Source organism: Rufibacter sp. JT3400010, assembly GCF_054956755.1.
In genome coordinates, this window is sequence record NZ_JBUDXA010000002.1 from 330,708 (window position 1) to 348,412 (window position 17,705).

A 17,705-nucleotide genomic window follows, 5' to 3' on the forward strand; every position below is an offset into this window, starting at 1 on the left:
GCGAAGCGCAAGGAATATTCATAAAATATGGTAATTTGGGAGGCGGTTCCTGTACCCTTTTACCTTACGTAGATGCGCCTTGTTTCTCCCTCTTCCTTCCGATGGATGTTCTTCTTGCTGCTTTCTTTCGCCGCTCACCTGTCCTTTGCGCAAGAGGAGCCACCGGTGAAATACGGGCTGGTTTCTGAAGAAGAGGTGAAAATGAAGGTGTATGCCAAAGACACCAGCGCCACAGCCGTCATACTAGCAGATTATGGCTATTTGCATTTCCCCAAGCCACTAAGCCAGAAGTTCGTTCTTGAACGGGTGACCCGCATTAAAATCCTGAAAAAGGGAGGCTTGGAATGGGCCAACATGGAGATACCATACTACAACAAAAGTACTTCTTCCAAGGAGGAAGTCACGAATCTTGCCGCTGCTACTTACAACTGGGAAAACGGCCAGGTGGTGAAAGTAGCACTGGAAAATACCGCGGTATTGGAGGAGAAGGTGGAAGGGGCCATGTACCTGAAAAAGATTGCCCTGCCTGCCGCCAAAGAAGGAAGCGTGCTGGACATTACGTATTCTATCTCCTCTGAATTTCTTTTCAACCTCAAGGATTGGGACTTCCAGCACGCCATACCCGTGGCGCACAGTGAGCTCAGGGCCCAGATACCTGAATATTACAAGTACCAGCCGTATTTGCTGGGGTATGAACCCCTGTTGATAAACGAAGTAAAAGCGGGGGTGCTGCCCTCGGGCAAAGCCAAAACAAAGGAATACCGGTGGGTGATGAAAGATGCGCCCGCTATTACCCAGGAAGCCTACACCACTACCATTGCAGACTACATTACCCGGTTGGAGTTCCAACTGCAGGCGGTTCATATACCAGGCCTATCCTTTGGGCAGTTGTCGCTTACCTGGGGCGGGTTTGCGGCGGCGTTGCAGGAAGAAGAGAATTTTGGGCAACTGTTGGCGCAAGCCGACTTCTACCAGCCCGAGATACGCAAGTTCAAAGACATCCGTGATCCGGTGGAGCGGATAGCTGCCGTGCAGGAGTTTGTGAAAAGCCAGATCAAGTGGAATGGCTATGATGGGATATTGGCTACGCAGAGTTTCCGGAAGACCCTCTCGTCCAAAACCGGCAATGTAGCAGACATCAACCTTTTGCTTATGGCCATTCTCAGAAGCACAGGGCTCTCGGCACAGCCGATGTTGTTAAGCACCCGCGAGCACGGCATGGTTCCCCGGCACACCCCCATTCCTGAGAAGTTTAACTACGTGGTGGGCTACCTGCAAATTGGCGAAAAAAAATTTCTGTTAGATGCTACCGACCCTGTTTTGCCGGTGGGTATGCTGCCAGACCGGTGTTTGAACGGCGAAGGGTGGCTGGTGGGACCGCCGGTAGGGGTTTGGATGCCGCTGCAAACAAGTGAGAAATCGATCAGTTTTCTGACTGCCGAGGTACAGGTAACGCCCGATGGAGTGCTGAGCGGCAAAGGAAAGGAATCGTTCAGGGGGTATTTTGGTTCGGGCATGCGCAAAGTCATTCTGGCGGCGGGTGAGGCCAACAAACTGTACGACCAGGCAGACGCAGACCGCAAAGTGCAGCGGGAGAAGCTGCTGGTCCAAAACCTGACGGAATACCGCAAGCCCCTCAACCTGGAATATGACCTTACCAGTGAAAGCAACTTCAGCAGTAACGGAATCATTTACCTGCAGCCCATGCTGCTAAAGACCCAGACAGAGAACCCGTTTAAGCTGACTACCAGAAAATACCCGGTAGACTTCGGTCACCCGTTAGAGGAAGTGTATATGTGCGCCTTTACCTTACCGGAAGGCTACGTGGTAGAAGAACTGCCCAAGAACCTAAAACTCGCCTTGCCTGAAAACGGAGGCAGCTTTACCTATGTCTTGGAATTGGCAGAAAACAAACTAAAAGTCACCAGCAAGCTGACCATTGCCAAGCCTCTTTTCAACGCCGAAGAGTATGGTTTCCTCAAGGAGTTTTACAACCAAATAATCGCTAAACAGGCAGAGCAGATCGTGCTCAAAAAGAAAGGGTAAGCCTGCGGGTACCACCTTCACCCTGCGTTTCTAGCTTGTTTTAGTTAAAAGAAAGTTAAAGTAGGAAAGCTGTATCAGCAGAAGTTCGGTCAGAAGTGTATATTTCCTGAATAAAGTTTCTGCTATGCCGCTCCCCGTCCGTGAATTCTTCAAGCTGTTCTGGCCGCTGGTACTTCTTGCCCTGCTGGTGTTCTCCTCCAGTGGGAAAGCCTATGGACAGAGTGGGAGCGTGGTGGGTACCATCATAGATGCCCAAACTAAACAGCCGCTGGGCTTTGCCACGGTCTTCATTGCCCAAACCACGTACGGCACCAATTCCGCGGAGGACGGTACCTTCAAGCTTCCCAAGATTCCGGCGGGTACGCATGAGTTGGTGGTTTCCTTTCTGGGGTATGAAACGCTTTCGCATAAGTTTACTTTGCAGGAAGGGCAGCAACTGGCATTTCGGTTTGAGATCATGCCCAAGGCTAACGCGTTGCAGGAAATTGTCATTCGGCCAGACTCTAACTGGCGTTACAACTACCATACCTTCCTGAGAAACTTCATAGGGCAGACGGCCAATGCGGCAAAGACCGAAATCATTAACTCAGACGTGTTATACTTCCACTTTGACCCAGAGACCCGCACGTTAAGTGCCGAAGCCTCTAAGCCTTTGGTGATAGAAAACCGGGCCCTGGGGTACCGGCTGCACTTTGAGCTGGAAGCGTTTAAAACGGACTTCGGGAACGGGCAGACGTTTCATGCTGGCTACCCCAGGTTTGAGAAAATGAAGCCCCGCAGCAAAGCCCAGGAAAAGCGCTGGGAAGAAGCCCGGCTGAAAGCCTATCATGGTTCCATGATGCATTTTGGGCGCGCACTGTATAATAAAAATTTGGAGGCCGAAGGGTTCAATGTACGGAAACTGCAACGCCGGCCCAACCCCAACCGTCCGCCCGAAGAGCAGATACAGGCGGGCTTAAAGCGGGCCAGAGCCCTGGCGCAAGGAAGCACCATTACTATCCATAAGAGCGGCGAACCGGAAGACAGCCTCAACTACTGGTTGCGTATGCAGCGGCTAGACAAAACGGTGGCCTACCTGTTCAAAGATCCTGTGCCGTATGAGCAGATGGTGGCGCCAGACTCCGTAAGCGGGAAACTCAGGCTGCAGTTCACAGATCATTTAAGTGTGGTGTACACCAAGGAAAAAGAAGAGTTGGGGTTTGTAAACCAAAGCGCTTTCTCTGGTCGCCGTGCGCCCACCTTCCAAACTTCCCTGCTTTCTTTAACGGAGCCTTACACCTTTGTGGAGCCCAATGGCATGATCTTAAACCCGTATTCCCATTTTGTGGAAGGATACTGGGGCTGGGAGAAATTAGCCGAAATGCTACCGCTGGATTACGCTCCTACACCCGTAAAATAGAGAAACCCTTCTGAGAAAAAGGCTACTTTGCCGGGTGGCCGGCCTACGTGCGTTAAAAATTTTCTAAATTACTTGCGTGCATAGTGGTTTTTAACCGGAATAGTTACATATTGTATCCAAATTCAGTGAAAGTGCAATCCATATTAGTTTTGTGAAAAAGAGAAGTTGCTTTTGAAAGCCTATAAGGCGGTTCTTCGCTTTTTTGTACCCATTACCTTCCGTATAAATACATTAGCGGTGCGTAGCCTCTTCTAAAAGTACCTGAATACCTATAAGAATAAATAGAAAGCAAGGCCAATCTTAGTTGGTCAATAGTTGAAATTATCCCTAAAGTACAGAATTATCACTTAGTAAATACCTACTTCAAACCACCGCTCTATGCCCAACTCTACCCTTTTTAACACGCGGTCTCTCCTGACCGTGACCTTCCTTCTGTTCTATTTTACGGCTTTCGGCCAGGAAACCCCGGTTAAGTTCGGGAAGGTGACCGAAGATGAACTCAAAATGAAGGTGTATGACAAAGACACCAGCGCCGCCGCCGTTATTCTGGCAGACTACGGGCGTTCCTATTTTACCTACAACCAGGGGTTCAAAGTAAACTTTGAGCGCACGCTGCGCATCAAGATCCTAAAGAAAACCGGTTATGAGTGGGCCAACATGGTGGTGCCCTATTACCAACGCAACAGCCGAAAGGAACTGGTGACCAACATCAAAGGAGTGACCTATAACCTGGAAGCCGGTAAGATGGTGAAAGTCAAAATGGAAGACAAAGCCGTTTTTGACGAGAAAGAAAGCGCCAACTGGTTCAACAAGAAATTCACCCTGCCAGCCGTGAAAGAAGGGTCTGTGCTGGAGATTGCGTATACCATCTCCTCAGATTTTGTTTTTAACCTTCGGGACTGGACCTTTCAGTCGTCTATTCCGGTGGTGTACAGTGAGTACCGCGCCTCTATTCCGCAGTACTTTGAATACAAACAGGTGCCCCAGGGCTATGAACCTTTCGTGATAAGTGAGTCTCTGCCCGGCAACACGAACTTCACTGTGCATTACAGCGGCCAGAACGTGGGCAGCGGGTTTAATTCGGCTCGGGTTCCGGGTGGTTCAGAGACCATCAACGCCAGCACCGTCAACCACCGGTGGGTCATGAAAGACGTGCCGGCCATTGCCTCAGAAAGCTACATTACCACCCTCAACGACTATATTTCAAAAATTGAGTTTGAATTGGAATGGGAGCGGTTTCCGGGTGAAATCCCGAAAAGATACGCAGGAAACTGGAATGACCTCACCGAGGAATTGATGGACGATGAGCAGTTCGGGTTGCAGTTGAACCGCACCGGCTTCTTCAAAAACGAAGTTGCCTCCCTGCCCGCTAGTACAGACACCCTTACCCGCCTGAACACCATCTACGAGTTTGTGAAGAGATCAGTGAAATGGAACGGCCGGGGCGGAAAATACACCACTAACACCCTCCGCAAGGCCTTTGACACCAAAACCGGAAATGCGGCCGACGTGAACCTGCTGCTGGTTTCCATGCTGCGTGATGCCGGGTTTGAAGCCCATCCGGTAATTCTGAGTACCCGTGACAATGGTCGCGTGCCGTTTTCCCCGGTTTTAAGCAAATTCAACTACGTGATTGCCTACGCCAAAGTAGGGAACAGAGCCGTTTTGATGGATGCCACAGATCCATTGATGCCTTTAGGCTTATTGCCGAAACATTGCCTGAACGGCCAGGGCTGGTTGGTTTCCAAAGCAGGCAGTGACTGGATTACACTCCAAGCCTCTGACCGTACCACTGAACTGGTAAATGCTGATCTGCAGGTGCTGCCCACCGGAATTCTGAACGGGAAAGTAACCGAGTCCAGAAGTGGCCTTTGGGCGGTGAATCTGCGGCGCAACGTGCAGGAAACCGGCGAAAGCAAGTACCTGGAGAAACTGGTGAGCAACCAGAACCAGTTTGAGCGGAAAGCGCCGGTGCTGCAGAACCTGAAAGAGTTGCACAAGCCGTTCGGGGTGCAGTATGACTTGGCCAGCGTGGGAGATGATCAGGCCAAAGATATTATCTACCTCAACCCCATGCTCTTGAAAGGGCAGCAAGACAATCCGTTCAAGAACGCCAACCGCAAATACCCCGTGGACTTCGGGCACCCAACCGAAGAGGTCTATATCTGTAATTTTACCATACCGGAGGGTTACGCAGTAGAGGAAATGCCTAAGAATGTAGTGCTGGCGTTGCCTGAAAACGGCGGAAGGTTCACGTACATGCTGCAGGTAGTAGGAAACAAGATTCAGGTCATGAGCAAAGTGACTATTGCCAAACCGGTTTTCTACGCCGCAGAATATGAGTACCTGAAGCAGTTTTACACCCAAATGGTGGCAAAACACGCCGAGCAGATTGTATTGAAGAAAAAAGGGTAATCTTGTTTTAGGCTTATTTTTCTTAAAACTATGCAAAAACGATTCGCAGCGCTCCTGCTTTCTCTGCTGGTGAGTGCCACCGCCTGGGCCGGAGACACGCCTACATATGCTTCCTTCAGCATCAACCCTGCCTTGTCTAAAGGTGCCGATGCGGTGATCAGGACAGAGGAAACTGTCTTTACGGTTACTTCTCCAAAATCTGCCACAGAACGCATCAAGCGGGTGGTCACCGTCCTGAACGAAGAAGGGAAGCGGTACGCTCAACTGGTGGTTCCTTATGACAAACTAAACAAAGTAGACTACATCAAAGGAACGGTCTACGATATGTTCGGGAAGAAATCTGGGGCGCTGAAAGCGTCTGAGATAAAGGACTTCAGCAACACCAGTGACTTCTCTTTGTATGAAGATAACAGGGTGAAAGTAGCGGCACTGTCAATGCCTTCTTACCCTTATACGGTGGAATATGAATACCAGACCACCTCTTCCAACATGCTGTTCTATACCAAGTGGGCGCCTTTAGACGGCGAGAAACTGGCGGTAGAAAAAGCTACTTTTCAGGTAGCCATGCCCGCCGGAATGCCTCTTAGATACAGAGAGCAACTGGTGCCTGCCAAAGTGAGCGTGAAACAGGAAGGAGCCCAGCAGGTGTACGCTTGGGAAGTGAAAGATTTGTCTCCCATTGAGCGCAAACCTTACGGCCCGGCCTTTTACGAGTTGGTTCCCATGGTGCATACCGCACCCGGCACGTTTGAAGTGCAGGGCTACGCCGGAACCCTGGAAACCTGGAAATCTTTTGGCGAATGGCAGAACAAACTCAACGCAGGACGGGAGCAATTACCGGAGGCCACCAAACAGCAGATCTTAGCCTTAGTCAAAGACCTGCCTACCCCAGAGGCCAAGATCAAGGCCATTTACCAGTTCATGCAGAACAAGACGCGTTATGTGTCTATTCAGTTAGGTATTGGCGGTTGGCAGCCTTTTGAAGCAACCATGGTAGACAGCAAAGGTTACGGAGACTGCAAAGCCCTGAGCAATTATACCAAAGCCTTACTGGACGTGGCAGGCATCAAAAGCCATTACGCCTTGATCTACGCCGGAGATGACAACCGCCCGGTGTTCAAAGATTTCCCTAACAGCCAGTTCAACCACGTGGTGGTTTGCGTACCTACCGCCAAAGATACCGTTTGGCTGGAATGCACGAACCAGATGGCAGATGCGGGCTACACAGGCTCTTCAACCGGCGACCGGTACTCCCTGCTCATCACCCCAGAGGGAGGGAAACTGGTTTCTACCCCTACCTTCACCGCTTTTGACAATACCCAGAAAAGAGCAATCCAGGTAAAACTGAATGCGCAGGGCACGGGTGTAGGGCAGGCGTTCACCAGCTTTACCGGCCTGCAGCATGAAGATAGAAAAGGCATTCTTCAGCACTATACACCCGAAGAACAACTGAAATGGCTCTACAAAAACACCCAGATTCCGGCCTTTGAGATCAAGAACTACCAACTGGAGAAAGTGAAGGATGCCCCGCAGGTTAAAGAGAAATTGCAACTGGAACTACCCAAACTGGCCTCTGTAAGTGGCCGTCGTCTTTTCATTACGCCTAACCTTATGAACCGCTGGAGCAGTGTGCCTGCCACCGATGAAAGCCGCAAGCAGGACGTGATCTGGCCCATGTCTTTCCATGACGTAGACAGCGTGGAGTACGAAATTCCGGCCGGTTACAAAGCCGAGAACATGCCCAAACCGGTGAAAATAGCCTCGGCCTTTGGCGAATACCAGGCCCAGGTGCAGATGCAGGGCAGTAAGCTCCTCTACGTACGCCAGCTCACCATGCACAAAGGTCGGCATGCCGCCGCCAAATACATGGAACTGGTCAACTTCCTGAAACAGGTATCAAGGGCAGATCAGCAGCAAGTGGTGCTGGCCGCCGAAACCACCTGATGTTACCTTAGCCTGCAAGAAAGAACTTCTTGCAGGCCTCTTTTGCCTTTCTTCTCCCATATTAAATCCTCTACATGACCAATATTTTAAAAACCTGGCTGGCGTTGCTGTTGTTTGTGCTTTGCGCCAGCACACCGGGTTATTCTGAAGACCCTTTCAAGCTGGGCCAGGTCACGCCCGAAGATCTGAAAATGACCTCTTATGCCCCAGATACCAGCGCTGCGGCCGTGGTACTGTATGACTTAGGAGAATCTTCCTTCCTTTTCACCAAAGGCACCCAACTGCAGTTCAAACGCATTACCAGAATCAAGATCCTAAAAAAGAATGGGCTGGGCCAAGCCGATTTCGTGATTCCCTATTACCGCCGGGGCGATGGCAACAAAGAGGAAGTACTCAATGTGAAAGGCGTCACCTATAACCTGGAAAACGGCGAAGTGGTGAAGCTGAAGCTAGATGAGAAATCTATCTTTGACGAAAAGCAGGACGCCAACTGGTACCTGAAAAAACTGACCTTACCTGGTGTGAAAGTGGGTTCAGTGATTGAGCTAACCTACACCATCAAGTCAGATTTCATCAAACTGCTGCGGGAGTGGGAGTTTCAGCATACCATTCCGGTGAAGTGGAGTGAGTACCGCGTAGGCATGGTGCCCTTCTTTGAGTACAGCCAGGTCATGTACGGAGCCCATCCGTTTCATATAAAAGACGCCAAAATAGAACGTAAAACGGTAGCTATCTCCTGGAAAGATGATGTAGGTATTGCTAATATTGAAAAATCTGGTTCACTCTCCATGACGGTAGTACAATACCAGTGGGCCATGAAAGATGTGCCTGCCTTTACCGAGGAACCTTTCCTTTCCAGCGCCAAGGATTATGTTTCTAAACTGGAATTTGAACTCTCCAAAGTGCAGTACCCAGACCAGAAACCCACCTTCACCTCAGGCGATTGGGAAAGCTTCACCAAGGAGCTCCTGAAAGAAGAAGAGTTTGGCGGTCAGTTGGCCAATACTGCCTACCTGAAAAAAACCGCCGATGGCTTGGTAGCCGGCAAAACCGATTCGCTGGAGAAAGTAAAGGCCGTGGTGGAGTACGTGAAACGGACCATGCGCTGGGACGGCAAGCACCGCATCTACACAGAAAACTTGCGCAAAGCTTTTGATAAACAACAGGGCTCTTCTTCTGAGGTAAACCTGTTGCTAACTGCTCTTCTGCGCGAAGCGGGCGTGGCCGCCAACCCCATGCTGGTGAGTACCCGCGAGCATGGCCGCCCCATGGTGAAATCCCCAATGATCAGTAAGTTTGACTATGTGATCTCCTGCGTATCTGTGGGCGGCAAAAACTACCTGCTAGATGCCACCGAGCCAGATCTGCCCTTCGGGATGCTGCCTATGCGCTGCCTGAACGGTCAGGGCTGGGTGCTGCAGGCGCCCGCCGGAAAATGGGTGCCGCTCACGGGCGTAGAGAAAAACGTGCACCTGGTTTCTGGTAAGCTTAAAATTCAGCCTACCGGCGAAGTAACCGGGGCTATGACCGAAAATTACCTGGGCGTGCCTGCCTTGCGTACCCGTTCCTCCATTAGGACCAAAGGACAGGAAACGTATATTAAAGAATTCGCCAATGCCGGACCAGACTGGGTGCGGGAAGGAGTAAAAATCCTGAATCTGGAGAATCTGCAGGAACCTCTCAAAAAAGAGTACCAACTGAACAGAAGCGGTGAAAGTGAACCAGCCTCGTTATTATACGTTTCGCCCATGCTCACCCACGGGCAGGACGAAAACCCATTTAAATTGGCTACCCGGCAATTCCCTATTGATTTCGGGACACCCGTGGACGAAACGTATATCTTTACTTACCAACTGCCCCAAGGCTATGACCTGGAGGAAATGCCCAAAGCGGCTGTGATGGCCTTGCCCGGAAATGCCGCCAAATTCACTTATATGGTGCAGATGGCAGACGGACAACTGCAGATCACCAGCAAACTCAACATCAACAAAACCTTTTTTGAAGCCTCTGAGTACGGAAACCTGCGGGAATTCTACAACCGGATGGTAGCCAAACACGCAGAGAAGATTGTCTTGAAGAAAAAAGGTTAAGTCTATTTTTAGAGTCTTTTTAGGAAAAAACCTTTAAAACAGATTCAGTACTTCTAAATCTCTGCTTACATGACCACTTGCAGGAGAAGCCTTGCCCACTGGTAAGGCTTCTCCTGTGAAAAGGAGAGAATGTTTAGGCTGCGCTACAGAAGTAAAGAAAAGAAGAATTGAGATGAAGTTAAGGCTGTTACTGTTGCTGATGATTTGTGCGCTGCTCCTGCCAGAAGAAGGTATGGCCCAACCAGATAACTATAATCACTGGCTGCAGTATTCCGGCTCGTATTGGTTCAGCCCCCGTTGGGTAGCCACCACCCATTTGCAGTACCGCACCTACAACCCTATCAAGAACCCTCGGGCCGTTTTTACCGGGGCAGAGGGTTCCTACAACTTCAAAGAAGCTCCCGTTACCTTGACCACTGGCTATACCCATCTGTTCAACCGCAACTACGTCACGGCAGAGGAAACTGATTTCGCCCATGAAAACCGCTTGTACCAGGCCATTAACATTAGGGGTAATCTCGGCAAAGTTGGCATCACGCACCGCTATCAGGTAGAAGAACGCTGGCTTCCGCAAGGCTATCACACCCGCTTCCGCTATCTGGTGGGGCTCAGGATTCCGCTGGGGCCGAAGGAGCAAGAGGTGCGTCCCTGGTACGGCATCTTGCGCAACGAGGTGCGGGTAATTATCCGTGACCAGCCGTTTGACTCTAACCGCGTCTTCGGCGGGGTAGGCTACACATTCAGCAAACATCTCACGCTAGAGGGCATGTGGATGTCTCAGTTACACGGCAGCGGCACCAGGCACCAACATTTCACTATGTTCACGCTCAGGCATGACTTTGGGCGAATGGAATAGCAGATGAGCTGGCTCTTTTGGGGCTGTTTTCCAGAAATAGCCTCAAAACAGCACCACGTAAAAAGCAGAAAGCCCGTTGCTCTGAAAAGAACAACGGGCTTTCTGCGTTAAGTCGGAATGGCAGGATTTGAACCTGCGACCTCCAGCACCCCATGCTGGCGCGATACCAGGCTACGCTACATCCCGATTTGTAGTATCTGCTGCAAATAAAACAAAAAATGAGAAATCAGGAAAGCAGATACAGAAATTGTCTGGCAAAATTTAAGAAATAAACGTCCGTTTGAGGCCTGTTTCCCTAAAAACAGGCCTCAAACAAGGCTATTCCATATCCTCGGTCTGGAGTTGGCGCTCATATAAAGCGCGGTACAGGCCATCGCTTTCCAGCATCAGTTCTTCGTGGGTGCCGTTTTGCACCACCACGCCATCGTCTAAGACCAGAATGCGGTTGGCCAGTTTCACGGAACTTACGCGGTGCGAGATAATGATGGAAGTGCGGTTGGCCATCACGCGCTGCAGACTATTGAGAATAGCGTTCTCGGTTTTGGTATCTACCGCCGAGAGTGAATCGTCCAGAATTAGAATCTTAGGCTCGCGGGCCAGGGCGCGGGCAATGGACACGCGTTGTTTCTGACCACCAGATAAGGTGATGCCGCGTTCCCCCAGCACCGTGTCAAACTGCGCCGGGAAATTCATGATATTCTCGTAGACATCGGCGTCTTTGGCGGCTTGCAGCATTTTCTCCTCGGGCAGGGCATCCACCCCAAACCCGATGTTGTTCCGGATAGAGTCTGAGAACAGGAACACGTCTTGTGGCACGTACCCAATCTGGCTGCGCAGGTTCGTGATCTTGTAGTTTCTAATGTCTTCGCCGTCCACCAAAATTCGTCCGCCGGTGGCGTCATACAAGCGGCAAACCAAGGCCGCAATGGTGCTCTTGCCCGAACCCGTATTGCCAATCACCGCCAGCGTATCGCCGGGGTTGATCTTAAAGGACAGTTTCTTGAGGGCGTGAATGCCGGTGTCTGGGTACACAAAATCCACTTCGTCAAAGACGATGGCTCCTTTGATGTCTTTTTCCAGATTCTGGTGCGAGATGATGTCAGTCTTGGTGTTCAGGAACTCGTTGATGCGTTGTTGCGAGGCCGCCGCACGCTGTACCAAAGAAGTAGTCCAGCCCAGCGCCGTTACGGGCCAGGTGAGCATGTTCACGTAGATGAGGAATTCGGCAATAACGCCTGGGGTAATGCTGCCGTTAATCACTTCCTTTCCGCCGTACCACACGGTAATGATGGTGCTGAGGCCAATCAAAAACAAAATAAGCGGGAAGAACAGCGAGTTCACGAAGTTCAGCTCCAATGACTTGTCTTTGTAGGTGTCGCTGGCTTTGGTGAAGTTGGCGTGCGAATCCTGCTCCCGCACAAAGGATTTCAATACCCTGATGCCCGAGAACGCCTCCTGCACAAACGTGGTGATGCCGCTGAGGCTTTTCTGGATCTCGTCAGATTTCTTCTCAATAATGTTGTTCACATAGTAAATGCTTACGCTCAGGATAGGCAGCGGCAGCAGCGTGTAAATGGTCAGTTCCACGTTCACTGAGAGCATATATGGGATCACCATCAGAAACAAAACCAAGAGGTTAATGCCGTACATGATGGCCGGCCCCAGGTACATGCGTACGCGGCTCACGTCTTCAGAAATACGCGCCATCAGGTCGCCGGTGTTGTTGCGGCGGTAGAAGGAGAGGGGCAGCGTCTGGTAATGGGCGTAAATCTCGTCTTTGAGGTCGTTTTCAATCAACCGGCTCATGACAATGATGGTCTGCCGCATGAAAAACAGGAAGATGCCACGCAGCAAAGCCATGAGCACAATGACCGCTCCATAAAACAAGGTGCTGCGGGCGAAGGAATCATATACCTGTTCCTGCTGGGCGAAACCGTCATGAAGGTTGTACATGGTAATGCCTTCGCGCACCAGGTCAAACGCGTGGCGCACCACCTGCGCCGGAATAATGGCGAAAATGTTGGAGACAATCACAAACACAATGCCCCAGAAGAATCGGAACTTGTATTTGAGCAGATATTTGTTGAGGTATTTAAGTGATTTCACGGGCTAGGTTTAAAGAAAATACGTACTAACACTTGTTAGGATTTTCTTGGTCTTCAAAAATATAAATTTAATTTTGCATCAAAATTACCGATTCGCTTCCCCAATATCTAACAAAGTCTGATTGGTATTTAAGGTAAAACAAAACATGATAGAAGTTAAAGATCTAACTACTGAGCAGGAAACCTCGGTTTTCAGCCAAATAAGCGAATACCACCATGAGCAAGTGGTTTTCTGCCACGACCATGACACCGGCTTAAAAGCGATCATTGGCGTGCATAACACCGTTTTAGGGCCTGCCTTGGGTGGTACCCGTATGTGGACATACGCAACTGAGGCCGAAGCGCTGCGCGATGTGCTGCGTCTTTCGCGTGGCATGACCTTCAAATCGGCTATCTCAGGCCTGAACCTGGGTGGCGGAAAGGCTGTGATCATAGGCGATTCCAAAAAAGACAAGACCGAAGCCATGATGCGCAAGTTTGGGCGGTTCGTGAACAACCTGAACGGTAAGTACATCACCGCCGAGGACATGGGTATGACCACCCAGGACATGGCTTACATCGGGATGGAAACCAAGTACGTAGCCGGTTTGCCAGAATCACAGGGCGGAAGCGGTGACCCATCGCCGGTGACGGCTTACGGTACTTACATGGGCATGAAAGCCGCCGCCAAGAAAGCGTGGGGCAACGACAGTTTGGCCGGGAAGAAAATCTCTGTGCAAGGAACCGGTCACGTAGGCGGGTACCTGATTGAGTATCTGGCCAAAGAAAATGCCCAGTTGTTTATCACAGACATTGACCAGGAGCGTTTACAGCGCATCTCGGCCGCTACCGGTGCCACTGTAGTTGGTCTGGACGAAATCTATGACCTAGACGTGGACATCTACTCGCCTTGCGCCATGGGAGCCACCATCAATGATAACACCCTGTCTCGCCTGAAGTGCCAGGTGATTGCCGGCTGCGCGAACAACCAGCTCAAAAACGAAGACATCCACGGACCAGCGTTGGTAGACATGGGCATTGTGTATGCGCCAGACTTCCTGATCAACGCCGGTGGGATCATCAATGTGTATTCAGAAGTGAAGAAACTGAACCGCGAGTGGGCCATGCAACAGACTGAGCAGATTTACAACACCACGTTGAATATCTTCGCGAAGGCTGAGGCCGATGGTACGCACACCCAAAGAGCCGCCACTGAAATTGCGCAGAAGCGTATTGATGACATGGCCAAGATTAAGCAAACCTATTAATTACTGCCTCCCTAAGGAGGAATAAAGAAAGTGAATGCGTTTTCGGACTGGTTTGAAAGAACTGGGCCGGAGACGCATTTTTGTTTAGTGTCTATTATGGATCGTAAGCAAGCAATCTGCAATTGAGAACTTGAAGCTTCCAGCAGGAAAGGAAATTAAAATAACTCCGGTTTGCTTCTTGCTCCTTTCCTTCGGACCTTTGCGGCTGAATTGAGGACGGAGGCGTATAAGGCTGTAAGGCCAGCGTTCCGAACCCAACATTTACCGTAATTTTCACGTTCACCACGTTCTTTCCTTATTATCATGCTCAACCGCAGAATACTCCGAATCAAAGCGATGCAAGCGATTTATGCCTATGTGCAGGCCGAAGGGTCTGACTACCAATTGGCCCTGGACTTGATTTCGGATAGATTTGCCCCCGACCTGATGGCCATTGAGGCGCAGGACAGAAGAAAACTGGAAGGCCAGAAGCAGATCGCCAGCCTGCTGTTCAAAGAATGGTACGAGACCCGCAAATTTGATACGGAAGAAAAAGACCGTGAGATCTTAGATGCCACGCAGGCCGCCGTTAATTTCTACCAGAACTCGCTTAAAAAAGACCTCAAATTCTTCGGGAACCAGATGCTCACCGCAGCTGAGGAAATCTATGACCGTTACCTGCTCACCCTTTTGGTGGCCCAGGAACTGGTGCATCAGATAGAAAGCGAAGAGCAGAAAGCCGCCACCCGTTTCACGGAGCGCAAAGACGTAAATCTTCGCAGACTGCTGCAAAACAAAGCCTTGCAAAAACTGCTAGGCAACAAGTTTTTGGAGCAGCGTGTGATCCGGAGAAACCTGAGCTGGGCCGGAGACATGGAGGTTATCCAGAAAATCTACCGCAACAACCTTAAGAAAGATGAGGAAGTATTGGCCTACCTGGAAATTGTAGAGCCAACCTATGAGCAAGACCACGAATTGCTGAAACATATCTTCAAAAACGTTATCTTTAAGGACGAGAACCTGCAAACCCTGTTTGAGGAGAAAGACCTTAACTGGGTAGAGAACAAGTCTGTGGTGAAAAACCTGGTGAACAAATCCATCAAGATGCTGGAAGAGAACACCGATGAGAACCTCGCCCTACTTGATCTGTCGGCCAGCTGGGAAGACGACAAGGCTTTCTTTGAGGAACTGTACTATGAGACCCTAAAGGACGACGAAAAGTACGAGGCCATGATTTCTGAAAGCGTGCAGAACTGGGATGTGGAGCGGGTGGCCCAACTAGATAAAATCATCCTGAAGATGGCCCTCTGCGAGATGCATATTTTCAGAAGCATTCCCGTGAAAGTATCTATCAATGAATACATTGATATCTCTAAAGTGTACAGCACGCCTAAAAGCAAGCAGTTCATCAACGGGGTGCTGGACAAACTTTCGCAGGACCTGCTCGCGAGCGGTGCCATCCGGAAATCGGGTAGAGGCTTGTTGGATAACAAATAATCCCGGCAGGTTTTCGTTCGTAAAGAATAAGGAAGGCTAACAGAGCCTTTGTTTCGGCCCCGTTTTTCAGGAAACGGGGCTGAAGCAGAAACTGACAAGAGAAGCTGTGTTGTGGTGCCTGCGCCTAAAAGCTTGCTTGGAGTACCTGGTGCCAAAAGCCTAAGAGAACGTCTGAGGCGGGCATCTTACTACTTGTGTCTTATCATATACTAAACACTACCTATTAAACTATGGGCAAAAAAACCAATGCTATCCTTGCCTTTTCCAGCGGTATCGCCACGGGCGCGGTACTGGGTATTCTGTTTGCGCCGGAAAAAGGCCGGGAAACCCGTGACAAACTGAGTTTTCAATTAGAGAAATACCGCGCCAGATTGTTGGAGCTTTCCAATGACCTGATTGTGGGAAGAGAAGAGCAAGGTTCTGCCGCTAAAACCGAGGGACAGCGTGTGATCAAAGATGCCCGTGACAAAGCCGAGCGCCTTCTGCTGGACGTAGATTCCCTCATCAATGAAATAAACAGTAAAAAGGAAATATAAGCCTGCCCATGACAACCGTTACCCTTATTCCCGGCGACGGGATAGGTCCTGAGATCACAGAAGCCGTCAAGGCGATCTTTGCAGCCGCACAAGTACCCATTACCTGGGAAGAAGAAAACGCCGGTCAGACCACGTTTGACGCGAAAGGTGAACTGATTCCGCAATCTCTGATTGACTCACTGGAACGCAACAGAATCGCTTTGAAAGGCCCCATTACCACGCCGGTGGGCAAAGGCTTCAAGAGTATTAACGTGCAACTGCGCCAGAAATTCGATTTATATTCCAACGTGCGCCCGGCCAAAACCACGGCTGGCGTGAAAACCCGCTTTGAGAACGTAGACCTGGTGCTGTTTCGGGAGAACACCGAAGGCCTGTATTCCGGGCTGGAAACCTTTGATGAGCGCCTCGGAATTTCTGATTCCATTGCCCGCGTAACTGTGGAAGGCTGCCACAAAATTGTGCGCGCTGCGTTCCAATACGCCGCTAAGCACAATCGTCCTAAAGTAACCGTGGCCCACAAAGCCAACATCCTGAAATCAGCGGGAAGACTTATCTTAGAGGCCGCCGCCGATGTTTCCAAAGAGTTCCCGCAGGTGCAGTGGGATGAGAAGATCATTGACAACATGTGCATGCAGTTGGTGAGCAAGCCAGAGCAGTTTGAGGTGATTGTAACCACCAACCTGTTCGGAGATATTCTTTCAGACTTGTGCGCGGGTTTGGTAGGAGGTCTAGGCGTAGTGTCTGGCGCTAACATTGGCGATGACATGGCCATCTTTGAAGCGGTACACGGTTCTGCCCCAGACATTGCTGGTCAAGGTCTGGCGAATCCTACGGCGTTGTTGCGTTCGGCACTTATGATGTTAGCCCACATGGGCTTGCATGAGCAGGCAAACCAGATTGAGAATGCGCTGGAGAAAACCTTGCTCAACAAAGCACAATGCACCCGTGACTTAGGCGGAACTGCCTCAACGTCAGAATTTACGCAGCATATCATTTCTAATTTGTAACTTGTCCTGTTCTTTAACAGGCTTAAATTTTTATGAAAAAGCAATTTATAATCGCGTTACTGTTAGCCGGTGGTCTCTGGACTTCTAGCTGCGAGAAAAAAGCAAGCACAGATGAGACCGCTACTGCCACTGAGCAGAATGCATCTGAAGGCAGCGCTGCCCCAGTGGCCGCCAATGACCCTGCTACCAACCCTAACGTGGCCAGCCAGGAAGCCGTGAACCCCAATGCCCCTAAGCCGGTCATGACGTTCAAGGAAACGGAGTTTGACTTCGGGAACATCACCGCAGACAAAAAAGTAGAGCACACGTTCACATTCACCAACACCGGGCAGGCGCCTTTGGTCATTGAGAACGCCTCTGCTACCTGCGGCTGTACTGTTCCAGAATGGCCCCATGAGCCGATTGCCCCGGGTGAGACTGGTAAAATCAAAGTGGTATTTGACCCAACCGGCAAAAACGGTCAGCAGTCTAAGCAGATCACCATTACCGCTAACACTGATCCGCAGATAAACCAGGTAAGCATTAAAACCAACATCACCGGCACCGTGCCGCAGGCAGGAGCAGCAGGACCTGTTCGTTTATAA

Annotated in this window: 12 protein-coding genes and 1 tRNA gene; 11 read left to right on the forward strand and 2 right to left on the reverse strand. The window is 50.3% G+C overall.

Annotation, left to right across the window (positions count from 1 at the left end; genetic code table 11):
- The first annotated feature begins 72 nt into the window (after positions 1-72).
- From ACY0JR_RS03230 to ACY0JR_RS03255, 6 genes are all read left to right on the forward strand, one after another.
- Positions 73-2,046 carry a DUF3857 domain-containing protein gene (locus ACY0JR_RS03230; RefSeq protein ID WP_462632424.1) on the forward strand — a complete coding sequence of 658 codons (1,974 nt, stop codon included), beginning with the start codon at positions 73-75 and terminating at the stop codon, positions 2,044-2,046.
- A gap of 124 nt (positions 2,047-2,170) precedes the next feature.
- On the forward strand, positions 2,171-3,445 hold the full coding sequence (locus ACY0JR_RS03235; protein WP_462632425.1) for a carboxypeptidase-like regulatory domain-containing protein: 1,275 nt from the start codon (positions 2,171-2,173) through the stop codon (positions 3,443-3,445).
- A 378-nt stretch (positions 3,446-3,823) separates the two neighbouring features.
- Positions 3,824-5,860, forward strand: coding sequence for a DUF3857 domain-containing protein (locus tag ACY0JR_RS03240; protein ID WP_462632426.1), 2,037 nt, complete (start codon positions 3,824-3,826; stop codon positions 5,858-5,860).
- A gap of 30 nt (positions 5,861-5,890) precedes the next feature.
- Positions 5,891-7,804, forward strand: a complete 1,914-nt coding sequence (locus tag ACY0JR_RS03245) for a DUF3857 domain-containing protein (protein WP_462632427.1) — start codon at positions 5,891-5,893, stop codon at positions 7,802-7,804.
- Between the two features lie 74 nt (positions 7,805-7,878).
- Positions 7,879-9,894, forward strand: coding sequence for a DUF3857 domain-containing protein (locus ACY0JR_RS03250; protein WP_462632428.1), 2,016 nt, complete (start codon positions 7,879-7,881; stop codon positions 9,892-9,894).
- Positions 9,895-10,066: 172 nt separating this feature from the next.
- A complete protein-coding gene (locus tag ACY0JR_RS03255; protein ID WP_462632429.1) occupies positions 10,067-10,750 on the forward strand; it encodes a DUF2490 domain-containing protein in 684 nt (227 codons plus the stop codon).
- Between the two features lie 112 nt (positions 10,751-10,862).
- Here the strand turns inward: ACY0JR_RS03255 and ACY0JR_RS03260 are convergent.
- Together ACY0JR_RS03260 and ACY0JR_RS03265 are read right to left on the reverse strand one after the other, a co-directional pair.
- Positions 10,863-10,936, reverse strand: a tRNA-Pro gene (locus ACY0JR_RS03260).
- 132 nt (positions 10,937-11,068) lie between these two features.
- The gene (locus ACY0JR_RS03265) at positions 11,069-12,856 is read right to left on the reverse strand and encodes an ABC transporter ATP-binding protein (protein ID WP_462632431.1); all 1,788 of its coding nucleotides are present in this window, start codon (positions 12,854-12,856) and stop codon (positions 11,069-11,071) included.
- A 145-nt stretch (positions 12,857-13,001) separates the two neighbouring features.
- Here ACY0JR_RS03265 and ACY0JR_RS03270 point away from each other — a divergent pair, with 145 nt between their 5' ends.
- From ACY0JR_RS03270 to ACY0JR_RS03290, 5 genes are all read left to right on the forward strand, one after another.
- Positions 13,002-14,102: a Glu/Leu/Phe/Val dehydrogenase dimerization domain-containing protein gene (locus tag ACY0JR_RS03270; protein WP_462632432.1), complete on the forward strand. Its 1,101-nt coding sequence runs from the start codon at positions 13,002-13,004 to the stop codon at positions 14,100-14,102.
- Positions 14,103-14,438: 336 nt separating this feature from the next.
- Positions 14,439-15,578 carry a transcription antitermination factor NusB gene (gene nusB, locus ACY0JR_RS03275; RefSeq protein WP_462632433.1) on the forward strand — a complete coding sequence of 380 codons (1,140 nt, stop codon included), beginning with the start codon at positions 14,439-14,441 and terminating at the stop codon, positions 15,576-15,578.
- Between the two features lie 230 nt (positions 15,579-15,808).
- Positions 15,809-16,114 carry a YtxH domain-containing protein gene (locus tag ACY0JR_RS03280; protein WP_462632434.1) on the forward strand — a complete coding sequence of 102 codons (306 nt, stop codon included), beginning with the start codon at positions 15,809-15,811 and terminating at the stop codon, positions 16,112-16,114.
- Positions 16,115-16,122: 8 nt separating this feature from the next.
- Positions 16,123-17,121: an isocitrate/isopropylmalate dehydrogenase family protein gene (locus ACY0JR_RS03285; RefSeq protein WP_462632436.1), complete on the forward strand. Its 999-nt coding sequence runs from the start codon at positions 16,123-16,125 to the stop codon at positions 17,119-17,121.
- Positions 17,122-17,153: 32 nt separating this feature from the next.
- Positions 17,154-17,705, forward strand: coding sequence for a DUF1573 domain-containing protein (locus ACY0JR_RS03290; protein WP_462632437.1), 552 nt, complete (start codon positions 17,154-17,156; stop codon positions 17,703-17,705).